13 protein-coding genes are annotated in these 12,870 nt (G+C 44.3%); 4 read left to right on the top strand and 9 right to left on the bottom strand.

Going from position 1 to position 12,870, the window contains the following annotated elements; translation table 11 throughout:
- The first annotated feature begins 1 nt into the window (after position 1).
- The 4 genes from I2B62_RS09800 (at position 2) to I2B62_RS09785 (ending at position 3,011) form a co-directional block, all read left to right on the top strand.
- A complete protein-coding gene (locus tag I2B62_RS09800; RefSeq protein WP_195268932.1) occupies positions 2–277 on the top strand; it encodes a metal-sensing transcriptional repressor in 276 nt (91 codons plus the stop codon).
- A gap of 264 nt (positions 278–541) precedes the next feature.
- On the top strand, positions 542–1,483 hold the full coding sequence (gene glsA / locus I2B62_RS09795; protein WP_195268780.1) for a glutaminase A: 942 nt from the start codon (positions 542–544) through the stop codon (positions 1,481–1,483).
- A gap of 115 nt (positions 1,484–1,598) precedes the next feature.
- A complete protein-coding gene (locus I2B62_RS09790) occupies positions 1,599–2,147 on the top strand; it encodes a flavodoxin family protein (protein WP_207735985.1) in 549 nt (182 codons plus the stop codon).
- A gap of 72 nt (positions 2,148–2,219) precedes the next feature.
- Positions 2,220–3,011 carry a GNAT family N-acetyltransferase gene (locus tag I2B62_RS09785; protein WP_195268779.1) on the top strand — a complete coding sequence of 264 codons (792 nt, stop codon included), beginning with the start codon at positions 2,220–2,222 and terminating at the stop codon, positions 3,009–3,011.
- An 85-nt stretch (positions 3,012–3,096) separates the two neighbouring features.
- Here I2B62_RS09785 and I2B62_RS09780 read toward each other — a convergent pair whose 3' ends face one another.
- The 9 genes from I2B62_RS09780 to I2B62_RS09740 all read right to left on the bottom strand — a co-directional run bounded on the left by I2B62_RS09780 (position 3,097) and on the right by I2B62_RS09740 (position 12,854).
- The gene (locus I2B62_RS09780; RefSeq protein WP_195268778.1) at positions 3,097–4,659 is read right to left on the bottom strand and encodes a BCCT family transporter; all 1,563 of its coding nucleotides are present in this window, start codon (positions 4,657–4,659) and stop codon (positions 3,097–3,099) included.
- 50 nt (positions 4,660–4,709) lie between these two features.
- A complete protein-coding gene (locus I2B62_RS09775; RefSeq protein WP_195268777.1) occupies positions 4,710–5,951 on the bottom strand; it encodes an MFS transporter in 1,242 nt (413 codons plus the stop codon).
- Positions 5,952–5,962: 11 nt separating this feature from the next.
- Positions 5,963–7,378 carry a trimethylamine methyltransferase family protein gene (locus I2B62_RS09770; protein ID WP_195268776.1) on the bottom strand — a complete coding sequence of 472 codons (1,416 nt, stop codon included), beginning with the start codon at positions 7,376–7,378 and terminating at the stop codon, positions 5,963–5,965.
- 20 nt (positions 7,379–7,398) lie between these two features.
- On the bottom strand, positions 7,399–8,835 hold the full coding sequence (locus I2B62_RS09765; protein WP_195268775.1) for a trimethylamine methyltransferase family protein: 1,437 nt from the start codon (positions 8,833–8,835) through the stop codon (positions 7,399–7,401).
- Positions 8,836–9,037: 202 nt separating this feature from the next.
- On the bottom strand, positions 9,038–9,736 hold the full coding sequence (locus I2B62_RS09760; RefSeq protein WP_195268774.1) for a GntR family transcriptional regulator: 699 nt from the start codon (positions 9,734–9,736) through the stop codon (positions 9,038–9,040).
- On the bottom strand, positions 9,733–10,434 hold the full coding sequence (locus I2B62_RS09755; protein WP_195268773.1) for a GntR family transcriptional regulator: 702 nt from the start codon (positions 10,432–10,434) through the stop codon (positions 9,733–9,735). Before I2B62_RS09755 ends, I2B62_RS09760 begins: the two co-directional genes overlap by 4 nt.
- Complete coding sequence (locus I2B62_RS09750) at positions 10,427–11,068, bottom strand: cobalamin-dependent protein (RefSeq protein WP_195268772.1); 642 nt, start codon at positions 11,066–11,068, stop codon at positions 10,427–10,429. Before I2B62_RS09750 ends, I2B62_RS09755 begins: the two co-directional genes overlap by 8 nt.
- A 121-nt stretch (positions 11,069–11,189) precedes the next feature.
- The gene (locus I2B62_RS09745; protein WP_195268771.1) at positions 11,190–11,465 is read right to left on the bottom strand and encodes an HPr family phosphocarrier protein; all 276 of its coding nucleotides are present in this window, start codon (positions 11,463–11,465) and stop codon (positions 11,190–11,192) included.
- An 87-nt stretch (positions 11,466–11,552) separates the two neighbouring features.
- Positions 11,553–12,854 (bottom strand): hypothetical protein, encoded by a 1,302-nt coding sequence (locus I2B62_RS09740; protein WP_013380765.1) that lies wholly within the window; start codon positions 12,852–12,854, stop codon positions 11,553–11,555.
- Positions 12,855–12,870 lie beyond the last annotated feature (16 nt).

Raw genomic sequence — 12,870 nt, 5'->3', positions numbered from 1 at the left:
GATGGAAGGCATTGACCGCACCAAGGAACTCAATCTTTTAAAAACTGCCAGAGGTCAGATGGACGGCATTATTAAAATGCTGGAGGAAGGCCGGTATTGTATTGATATATCCAAGCAGGTACTGGCGGTTCAGGCTCTTTTAAAAAAAGCCAATCTTCAGATCCTCGAGCAGCATATGCATCACTGCGTAACCGATGCCTTTGAAAACGGCAGCAAGGATGAGCGCAACACTAAGATTGAGGAAATCATTACTATTTTGGACAAATATTACAAATAACCTCAATAGCCCCGAAAGGGGCTTTTTTGTGATCCTTTATCATTCACCAATCAATGCAGCTGTTTTATCCATAAAAAAACAGACGCCGGAAACATTGTTCCGGCGTCTGCCAAGGGAAAATTTGGGGAGAGTAAAATTTTTTAAGTAAGAGGTTGTATGCTCGCTTTAATATATACCCTTTTCCAAAAATTTAAACACTTCGCATCTCTTTTCTTTTTTGAATGGTATGGGTATATAGCAATTTAAGAAAGCGAGGTTTAAAACATGCAAAAAAATATGATTGACAAAAATAAACTGGAGACCGTTCTAAAACAGGCTTACAGCGCTGCAGAAAGTGATGAGTCCGGCGCCAACGCCTCCTATATTCCAGCCCTGGCAAAAGTACCTTCCGGCCTTTTTGGACTGACTGCCGTTACAGCAGACGGTACCGTACTTGAGACAGGCGACAGCAGCTATCCCTTTGCCATTGAATCCATCTCCAAGGTTTTTTCCATGGCACTTGTCATGGAGGCTGTCGGCGCTAAAGAGATGCTTAAAAAAGTGGGGGCAGACCCAACAGGACTTCCCTTTAACTCTGTAATGGCACTGGAGCTGCACCGCGGGAAGCCGCTCTCCCCACTGGTAAACGCCGGCGCCATGGCTACCGTCAGCCTCCTGCCTGCCGCCAGCGCTGATGAAAAGTGGCATAAAATTTTAGATGGCTACAGCCAATTCGCCGGACACAGTCTTGAAGTTATGGAAGCTGTGTATACCTCAGAGACTGCCACCAACAGTCATAACAAGGGCATCGCCTGGCTTATGTCTGGCTATGGCACACTCTATGACGATCCGGACACCACCTGTGATCTTTATACCAGGCAATGCTCAATCGCCATCACCTGCAAAGATTTGGCGGTTATGGGCGCTACTCTGGCCAACAGCGGCGTCAATCCAGTCACTGGAAAAGCTGTCATTAATCCAGAATTTTTACCTCATATTTTCGCCGAGATGACCATGGAAGGTCTTTACGGGGCTTCCGGCGATTTCGCCTATACCGTTGGACTTCCGGGTAAAAGCGGTGTTGGCGGCGGTTTACTGGCAGTTGTACCTGGCCAGCTGGCGCTTTCAGCCTTCAGCCCAAGACTGGACCCCATTGGCAACAGCGTCCGGGGACAAAAGGCCTTGCGCTTTATTTCCGATGCCCTTGACCTTTCCCTTTACCGGTAATTACATACGAATACTGTAAAAATCACACCATAAATTTTCATGTTATCATTGCTTTTGACTGCACGCTGGATTATAATTTTATTCAACGGTTGTTTACGTTATCAGGAGGATAAACATGAAAGTTTTAATCATCTCGTCCAGTCCCAGAAAAGGTGGCAACAGCGAACTGCTGGCCCGTGCCTTTGCCCAGGGGCTGCAGCAAAAGGGCCATGTGGTGACCATGATTTCCGCCGGCCATATGAAAATAAATGGCTGTCTGGCTTGTGACCAGTGCTACACCGAACCCGACGCCCCTTGTATCCAGAAGGATGATTTCTGGAAAATATACCCCATGCTGCTGGCCGCTGACATGGTGGTACTGGTATCACCACTGTACTTTTTCAACATGTCCACCCAATTAAGAGCCGTCATTGACCGGCTGTACGCTTTTTGCCGAAGTGATAAGCCGCTGCCTCTGGTTGGAAAAAAATCCGTTCTTTTAATGACCGGTGCCAGCGATGACCTGAAAGATTTTCTGCCAGCCATTGACAGCTACAAGCTGACCGCAGATTACTTGAAATGGCAGGATAAAGGTGTTTTCATCGCTTCAGATGTCTGGAAAAAGGACGATATCATCCAAAGCGGCTGGCTGGAACAGGTTCTGGCTTTTGGTCAGAGTTTTTAAGCTTCTTTGATAGACTAAAGCCAGGAGTTTTTCTCCTGGCTTATTTTACCCTTACTGTTTAGGAGGATCACATTGTATATAATTTCAAAAAAAGACCGAAACCGCATCGCGCCATTATTTGAAGGCTGGAACGAAACACCTGTATGGTCATACCTTCAAGGCCACCTTGGTCAGGCTTTTGTGGATGATCCCGATTCACCCCGTTCTGCCCAAATATTAATCGGTGATTTCTGTTTTTTCGCTGGCATTCCCAATCCTGAGCTCATTGAAAATATTCCTGACCCCAAAATCGTTCCTGTCATTACCCTGATCGCACGTGAGGAAACCTGGCATCCATTATTCGAAACCATCTATCGCGGACAATACGAGAAATTTACGCGTTATGCCTTAAAAAAAGAACCCACAGCTTTTGATCCAGAACAGCTGCAGGCGAATCTCAAAGCCCTGCCCCCGGACTGCAAAATCCGCCAAATCGACCCTTTACTTTACAATGCGCTGCTAAAAGAGGAATGGTCAAAAGATTTATGCTCTCAGTTTGAAAATGCTCAGGACTATGCAAAGAACGGGCTTGGCTTTGTCATCGTTAAAAATCATGAAATTATTGCCGGAGCCTCTTCTTACACCTATTACAACGACGGCATTGAAATTCAGATCGACACCAAACAGCCTTATCGAAGGCAGGGTCTGGCGCGGGTTGTGGGTTCCCGCCTTATTTTAGAGTGTCTGCGTCAAAACCGTTACCCCAGCTGGGATGCCGTCAGTCAAGAATCCCTGCATCTCGCCGAAAGTCTCGGTTATTGCTTAGAAACGCCGTATATTGCTTACGCTGTGGGCGATATGGAGCATTTGTCTAAGCCACGTTAAAAGGATAAATGTCTTTCCGACAGCTTAGATTCTTATCGCCTTTTTTGTTTATAACCGTATATCCCAAAGTATCCCTTACAATAAATCAGTTCGTCTTATGTTTCCGATCAATTACATGATTATTATCAATACTATTGTACTTTTCTGGGTGTAACGAAATCATTAGTGCACTGATGACTACAAAAATAATCAAAATCATCGCTGGCAGACCTCCAATATTCGAGAGCATTTTAATCCCCGTTATCCCTTCCCCGACAGACATCATAATCCAGGTGACCACTGCTACTATAATTCCCCAAACGGCGGTCAAGCTGGCGGGCGGCTCCGGCGAATCCGGTGCAATACCCTTGCTGCAAATGCCCGCAATAGCCATAGTGGTGGAATCGGCTGCTGTCACAAAAGAGATCAAAACCGCTAGCAGATACAACGGAATAAAAATCCGGCTTAACGGCAGATTTTTAAACAACTGATAAATCACATTCTCATAACCGGCGTTGTATGCTTCAACGATACCTGAACCTGTGTTATGCATCAGCTGATTAACAGTTGCTCCAGAGATAATCATAAACCACACAATACTGAACAACGCTGTCACAAACAGGTTCATGGCAATTATATCCTTTACCCTTCGCCCATAGCTGATCCTCCCCAAAAACACAGCCGTCACAGGCGCCCATGCCATCCAGTTGCCGAGATAAAACATGGTCCAGTTTTTAGCCCAGGGATCACCCTCTGCTGTACCGGTAAAAAGCGTACCGCTGAAAAAAGTTGTTAAAAACTCACCAATACTTTCAATGCCAAAGCTAAAGATAAAGGTGATTCCTCCAAACAGGAGTATAAACCCCAAAATCACAATATACATTGCCACATTGATGTTTGAAAGGTATTTTATGCCACGGGTAATGCCTGTTACTGCAGCAATGATGGTCATGCCGCCAATAATCAGAATGATGATTCCCCAGACTGCTTCGTTTGAATCCACACCAAAAAGCTTGTTTAGTCCTCCGTTAATACTGAGGACGCCTGATGCTAAAGAAGCGGCAAGCCCTGTAACCAGAGCAAAAACACAGACAAAATCCACAACCTGGCTTACACTGCTTCTTGCTCTTTTAGGAATAAGTGGTGCAATAACAGAACCCAGCGAAAAGGGCTGACACATATTATAATAAACAAAAGCAAAAACAACCGCTAAAATCGTATAGAGTCCATAGGGTAAGACCGTCCAGTGTCTGAAAACAGCTGCCATGGCAAAAAGTGAAGCCTCTGGCGTCATGGCTTCAATGCCGCTTGATACCGGCGGATTGAGAATATGCTGCACCGGCTCCGCCGCTCCCCAAAATACAATACCTGAAGCTACAGTGGTACAGAGTGTGATACTAAACCAATTCCAGGTAGACATCATCGGCTTTGCTTCCTTTCCGCCAATGGTTATTTTCCCAAAAGGCGAAAAGTACAAACCGATGCAGACAAGAAAAACAACCAGTGCCGTCAACAGAAACAGCCATCCAAATTTATCCAGGATCCAAGCGTAAAGGGCGCTGGTTAAGCTTACAAACGCCGCATTATCAAGAAATGCCAGTAAAATGCAGCCTCCGAAAAGCAGTATTGCCGGTACAAAAACAAGTAAATTAATCTTTTGATATTTCATTGCTTCCTCCAAAAAAAGCGGCCGAACAGACGGGCCGCTTTTAAATATGGTCATTCTTCATGACTGAGCTGATTTTTCTTTCCTCTTTTATAGATAACAAGTGCCAAAACGATTGCAACAACTCCCCAGATTGCAATCCAGGCAAAAATCATGTTAAAACCCATTACTGGATCCTTGTCCAACCACGACCCCATCAGCGAAGTAATAAAAGCATCTGGTATAAATCCGATAAACGAGACAATGCCGCTGGCGATACCGGTCATAGCCACAGGAATACCACTCTCTCCCATGATCGAAAAGTAAACAGATTTCATCATAAAATACAATAAAGACAAAATCATCGTAACGATAATGGCCAGCGTCACCATATCAGAGAAAAACGGCGTAGCAACTGCGCAAACGATAATAGCCATCAAAACATAAACCAAAAAGATCAGACGTGATTTGAATTTGTCCGCAATAATTCCAGCACCAATGCCTGCTACAACTGTTAAGACATAGCTTCGGATAATCGCCAGGCTGCTGGATACAGAAGCGGAAACACCTAAAATCTGTGTAGTGTAAGTTCCCAGATAGTTGATGCCCGCAGCGATAATGGAATAGCAGCTAAAAATAAAGAGTCCCATCAGCCAGACGCCCGGCAACTTTAAAGCTTGCAGCACACTGCCCTTTTCTCTTTTTTCTTCAGGCTCCTCTGGATCGCGCGAAACGTTCTTGGGCAGGAAAATAATGGCCAAAGCCGCAAAAACAATGTAAACAAGCGCTCCGATGATCAAAATAGCGCGAAAGCCGCCAACCGAATCAGCAAACAGACTGAGTATCCAGACAAAGACAAAGCCAGTCACTGTGGAGACAATACCTCGCATGGCTTCACTAATACCGAAGAGCTTGCCCTGCTCCTCCTCTGTTCCCAGATTTCTTAACACCGCGATATAGGGCGACCAAAGCGTTGCTGTAGTAAAAAAGGCAAACAATACATAGATGACTAACAGCGCTCCATAGCTCGGAAAACTCGCCTGCCAGAAAGTCATTGCCGCTGTTCCGACAAATGAAGCCGCCAGCAAAAGCTTCGGGCTGAATTTTTCTGCCAGAAAACCGCTAATCGGATAACAAAACAATGCGACCAGACCATAGATAGCCCCTAAATTGCCAAGCTCCATATTGGTAAGATTAAAAGCGGCAATTGTTTGATCGTAAAATGTAAATCGAATATATGGAATAAAATAAATAATCCCGACCATAAAACTGATTAATACCACCAGAAAATTTCTTTTCCCCTTTGATAACTCCATGATTTTCTCCTCTAAAATTTAATATCCCGAAATTGAGTGATACCGTCGTCCTCTGCTCTCAGATACTTATCCAAAAGCATCTTTTTCTCCTTTGTAATCTCAGGCGGAACATAAAACTTCAGTCTTTTCTGAAGCGCTCTTCCCACATAATCGATCAAATCGTTTTCGTTTTCGGAGCGCCAGTTCCCCAGTGATTCCTTATTTAAATAACGGCTGTCATAAAATTCTTTTTTGATCAGCTTAAGCATACGCGTGTTAAAGTAGCTCCCCCTTGGGCCTGCGTTTTTTACAGCGCTGTATCCGTTCATTTTTTCCGAACAGTCGATTCCCTGGTACAAGCGCACCAGCATTTCGATAATTTCTTCATCCGTCAGATATTTTTCAATGCAAAAAGCCCTTTCACAGTCGAGAGCACCCAGAGAGAAATTCATCAGATCACTTTGAAAATGATCAAACATCTCCCGGTAACGCGACGTGGCTTCAATACCTGCAAAAACATCTGGCGACTGTGCCTCAAAGGTAATATTTTCAAGCATAAACGGTATTTGATAATACCGCCACACCTGCGCAGTCACCGCTAAAATACTTCTATTTATAATACCTACAGCGAATTTATTTTTCTGACCACAGACTATCCGGTTGGACAAGCCAAAGATCACAGGATACCCTGGCCATAATGTTTGAAGGATGCAGCAATAGCCCAGAGCAACGGCATTTATCCGGACACACAATGCTTCTTCGGTTATCAGCTCATTCTCTTTCACAGCGCTGTGGATTTTCAGTAAAATCGCTTGATGAAACCCTGTTGTGCACTCCAGGCACTCGATCTGGCTCCAGGTAACGGCTCTGTCGTCATACACCTCTAGCGGTACGGCCAGCTGACAGGCCTTTTTTTGTTCAAAGTAGTCATTGAGACTCTGAAGCGTTCCACATAGATCCGCTTTGTCTTTCCATTTCCCCGGCAAAAGTACTGGCGGCTTATTGCTGTATTTAAGAAAAAAAGCCATCTGTTCTGTTGCCCGCCTGTTTTCATAAAACCAGGGATAGCGTTCAGAAAAATTAATGATGCGGCTGGTATCCACCAGCTTAAAGAGATTAATGCCATCCTTTTTTTGAAAAATGTGTGCGCTGCTACTTTTTAATAAAAATTCCGGCGCCCCTGTAAAGCCATAAAACTTTTCCGATCCTCCGATCTCTAAATCGGACTTACCGGCTTTTAGGTGGATAACTGGCGGACAAAGCTTTAATGCATGTTCAATCTCATGATCCTTAAACTTTATGTAGCCGTCTTCTATCTCGAAGCCCCTTTTTTTAAACCATTCTGCCAGCCTTGCATCTTCCAGCCGCAAACCATTTTTTTCCAAAAAAGTTTTTGATTGCTCATGAAGACTGCCATTTTTTTCCAAATATTTTTTTACAGCGCACATACTTAACCTCTTTATCTTTTTTAAATTCTTTCCTTGTAGGCTTCGGGAAGATATGGCATTAACAGCGCATTCTGCTCTCTGGTAATTTCCGGCGGCATGTAACTGTCAATACGGCTTCTGACAGCCTCCTCAAGAGTATCGCGCAGCGCTGTCCCTCCCTGTGTCTGCCATTGGTTGGGATCATCCTTGTTCAGATACTTCGGCAGAACAAACTCTTCCCGATACATTTTCGGCGTTCTTCCTGTCACGAAAGTCCCGCGCGGTCCTGCCTTTTGCAGATCCTTAAAACAGAATTTCTTTTCGGTGATATCGACACCATTTATCAACCGTCTGACATAGGCCCAGATTTCTTCGTCCACCAGAAACTTTTCAAAACTAATGACATTAAATGAGCCGATAGTCCCACAGCTGTGCATCACTAAATCCGGGTTGCACTCTTCGGTTGTCTGGATCATCAGCATGGATTCCAGTCCGGCCTGCATATCCATATCCTTCGCGTCACTCAGACCGCCGCCTGTTCTAAAGGGCAAGTTGTAATAGTCGGCAAGTCCGGCGGTGGCATAGCTGACAAGCGCAGTCTCAGGTGCCCCAATACTCAGCTGTATCGTGCGCAGATTTGTGGAGCCGGAGGTGTTTCCGTATAAAACCGGCGTTCCGGGATTAATAAGCTGTATGAGTGTCAAGCCTGCCAAAATTTCTGCGTTGGTCTGGGCGACCATGGAAGCAACAGAGGCTGGAGCTGTCATCATTGGCATTGCGCACGGACAAATCCAGATTGGCTGGTTTTCTGCACAGATCCCCAGCAGCTTTTCGATGGGGTCATGGTCATAGGTCAACGGTGAAATTGGGTTGATATCGCCAAGGGCTACATACCCGTCAATGCCATAAAAACGCTTGACAAGCTGGTATCCTTCCTGGGTAACTTCGCGGACCGAGCGGTTCTCGGGCATGTGGAAGGTATCTACTTTAAGCATGATATTGCGCTGATTACAGTATTTCAGCGAAATGGCAATCAGGTAAAACATTTTCTGCTCCGTGGTAAAACCCTTTAAATCTGGCAGATAATTTAAATAATTGACATTAATCACCGGACTGGTGTCTGCTAACTTAAACTGGTTGATGGTATCCTGATTATCCATCTTGCGTATTTTTCCCTTTTCTGAAATATAAATATTTCCCATCGCCGGCATACGGGCTTTTGAGCCGCCGCCCAGATTAATGGTCTCTCCGTCACCAATATTGACCTCAAAGCTTTCCGGCACATTTTTCAAGGATTCGTTTAACAGAGCCTCATCGATAAAAACAACATCTCCGTCGACCCTTGCACCATGTTTCTTAAATAGTTCAATGGCTGTTTCATGTTCAAATTTAACCCCAATTTCACTCAGAATTTTTACACTTTCTTCGTGAATGGCCTGAATATCTTCTTTTGAAATAAATCGTTCGTATGGTTTCATAGTTTTCCCCTTAACAACTATTATAATCGATTTGTCAAAGGACCCTCCTTTTAAAAATCATTATCCTAATTATCGCGATATTAAGTTGTACATGTAGCACATAGAAGCTTTTAAAAAATAAACACGCCGTCGCATGTCTATTTTCTTTTATGTTGTACATATTACACATAGAATATATCAGGAATTAATGGTTCTGTCAACCCTATTTTTCATAAATTTGCAATTTCAAATCATGATTTGCCACAAAAATTTCACTAACACCCACAAACGACTTCTTTTCAGTATAATATTCGCGCCTTATTTTATAAAGGATACTTTCCTCTGCTAATATCATCGCCTCGCGAATATCCGGAACACCCATCTCAATTTTTAATGCGAGCCGTTTATAAATTGCGGGACTCTCCATCACAAGATCCATCTCCTCGATCCATTTTTCTGCATTGATGCTCTCCAGCCGCATTCGAGCATTGTATAGAATGTAGTCAATTTTATATAATACCGGAAATGCACCGGCGTAATAGATACGGTGGCACACAATATGCTTTTTATCACTAAACCTTAAGTCCTTCGCGTCTCGATTCTCCTGCCCTTGGCCAAACTTCAAAATTTCAGATGCAGTAACCGGTTCCTTTAAATTGCTGAACTCATTAAATTTGAGGATAAACCGTTTTTCTTCGATGGAGCTTACAAAAACACCAACCCGCTTTTTACTGTAAATATAACCTTCCTTTTTTAAAATATCCAGGCTTTTGCGGATGGTCGAATCGCTGGCATTGTATTCACTACACAGTTCAAGCACCGATGGCAGACGCTGCTCAGACTTATAAATATTATCCTCAATTTTTTCGCGGATATCGCTCGCAATAAGCTCATAAGCTGTAAAATGATTGTTTACTGTCAAACCGATACCCCTCTAATTTCACTTTCGTTCCACCTGATATATATTTTATTCCAGCCCAATGGTATATTGTCACGATCGCTGATAATGATATCCAAAACCAGCAGTGGCTCTGGCGCTGTCAGCTGCATGACCCCGCACAAAAAATCATCTGCCATCATTGAGGTCAGATAGATTTCTTCTGTCATCTCGTACTGGGAGATCTTATTTTTTAAGATATCTCTCAGACTGTTGTAATTCAGGTTTTCCTCCTTCAGAGGAATACCCAGAAAGTACGGAATGTTTTTAACATCAAAGGCAACAATCTGCTCGCCTCTTTTCAGCAGCGATTGAATGCGTAAAACTTTATCGGTCGGTGCCACCTGCAAATTATATACAAGATAGACATCTGGCGAGAGGATAGTGGCTTCATACAGCTCTGCCTTGTCAAATCCTTTGCAGATAATATCCTCAAGCCTAAAGTTAACCTCATAATTATCCTTATTCAGGACATGTACAAAGGTTCCCTTGCCGGGCACAGTATACAGATAACCATCCTCCACCAGTTCCATAATTGCCCTTCGAACAGTCCGCCGGCTTACGCTGTACTCGGTGCAGAGCTCTTTTTCTGAAGGGAGAAGCTCGTTTGATTTGTAAATATTACTTTGTATTTTTTGTTTTATATTTTCAATAATTTCTGTATACTTTGTATATTCACCCATTGCTGTTCATCCATTTTTGACATATTTCAACACCCTGAATCGCATCGTCTGTAAAGCCGTCTGCCCCCACTTCGTCACAGACCGCCGCATCTACCACACTGCCACCGATAATGATTTTCACCTGATTTCGCAGGCCTTCCAGCGTGATGACATCAATCGCTTTTCGCAGATGGCTGATAGCGCCAGTAAGAACAGCGCTGATCCCTACAATATCCGGATGAAGTTCCTTGATCTTCTGGCAGAATATTTCGGGTTTTACATTGACGCCGAGATCAATGACCTGAAATCCAGAGGTGGAGGCCACACTCTTAAAGAGCGATTTTCCAATATCGTGCATATCACTCTCAATGGTTCCAATAAGAATCATTCCACTTTTCAGGGATGATTTTTCAACAGATTTGGAGATATCGATACAGTCCATCTCCATTACCTGTTCGTAAAGAATACCTGCCATCATTAAATCGGACAATGTATACTCACCAGTCTCATACTTTTTCCCGATGATGTCCAGCGCCTGATTCAGCGCCTCCACAACTTTTTTCTTCTCTATGCCCGCTTTTAGCAGGCGCTGTATGGTTATGATTACTTTATCCTCATCCAGCTCGATAAAGAAGGATACAAGTGCCTCTAGCATTTTCAAATCACCTCAACTTTATAGTTCATTATATCTTAGTGGCTTTTGAATGTAAACAAAGCAGAAGCAAAATAATAATAAAAGGCTGCTAAACAATACTTGCTTTAGCAGCCTTAATGATTTAAATCTCGCCAAATCCGCTTTTTACCAGCTCTGCCAGCGCATTGACAGCGTCGGTTTCATCCTCGCCTTCCGCACTGATTTCGATCTCACAGCCTTTTGGCAGTCCCATGGCCATAACGGCGATAACGGATTTTCCATTTCCTTCTTTTTCGTCTGCTCCCAGACGTTTAAGCATAATTTTCGACTGATAGCCTCCTGCAATTTTGCAGAACTCAGCAGCGGGGCGTGCATGTAACCCGGTAGGGTTTACAACAGTCAGCTTTTGCGTGTACATTTTTCTCTCCTTTTTAAAACTGCCCAGACAAGCCTGAAGCGCTTGCTGGCTTCCGGCCCATCCGGGCAAGGGGTAAACATTAGATCATTAGATAAACAGTTCGTCCTGCAGCTTACGCAGCTGTACAATCAGGTTATCGTTATTCAGCACAACGTCATCATAAGTTATGACCTCGCCCGCTTTTTTATCATGCACCAGCTGTGTTTTTTTATCAACCAGTCCCATCGGCAGTGCATTCTGTCTGTCTGCTTCAGAAGCGGCCATAAAAGTACCGCGGATGGTATATCCGCCGATACCGTCCAGCATTTCGCCGGCTTTCATATCTTTTTTAGCAACGGCAATCGTTTCAGCCACCCGGCCGCAGCGCGGTACAATGGTTGGTTCGTGATCAATACAGGCCTTTGCTACAGACATTGGCGTTTCTAAAGAGGTTAAGTGATATGGGCGGTACAGGGTGTAGTTTGGTCCGGGACCCATGCTCAGGTAGGTTAGCTCTGCGGCGATGTCTGGCTGATCTGTCCCGATAATGACGAACACACCAGGCGCAACGCCATTAATATATTCGATAACACCGTAATTGTCTAATACACCGCCTCGACCCTCGCTCTTAAGGCTTAAGACATCATTCAGGTGGGCGACGTCACTCTCTGCGCCGTGCGCGCCGGTAACATCGGGCACAAAGCCGGTTGCATTAGCCATGGCGGTCATTTCTACCATGGTTTTCGTTCCATCCTTAAAGGCACAGATCATTTTTGGTGAAGCGCCCTTTTCCTTGGCGATTTCAGCAACAGTTTCCGGTGTGCATTCCAGTGCCAGCGGGTTATTTTTACCCTTACCAACAACCTTGACATCAAACCCAAGCCCTTTTGCGTAATCATACATTTCGACAACAGCGCCAGGCTCATCCCCAGCAGAGCCCGTATAAACAACTCCGGCGTTATTGGCCAGTTTGTATAACAGATGACCAATACAGACGTCGGTTTCAACATTTAACATACAAATGTGTTTGCCCGCGTTAATGGCGTCCATAGCCACCTTAGCGCCAACCTCCGGCACACCGGTTGCGTCAACCGCACAATCAATGATATCGCATTTTGTTGCGATTTCGTTGTTCTTTGTAACAATGAATTTTCCTTCTGCCAAGAGCTTGTTGGCTTCTTCAACCGTTTCTGCTTCGACAAAATCTTCGCCTTCTTTATATCCAGAGTCCAGATAGGCCCGTTTTGCATTTTCAAGCACAACATCGACCACAACAACCGGATCCATCCCCTTCATAACGGTCATTTGAGCGGCCATACCGCAGCCCATCTGACCCGCGCCAACGATACTGGCTTTAATCGGTTTGCCTTCATCTTCCAGCTTCTGCAACTTGTACATCATGTTAATCATTTTAAATACCTCTTTC

It is taken from the genome of Eubacterium sp. 1001713B170207_170306_E7 (genome assembly GCF_015547515.1).
Lineage (GTDB): Bacteria > Bacillota > Clostridia > Eubacteriales > Eubacteriaceae > Eubacterium.
This window is presented reverse-complemented; position numbering and strand designations above follow the sequence as displayed.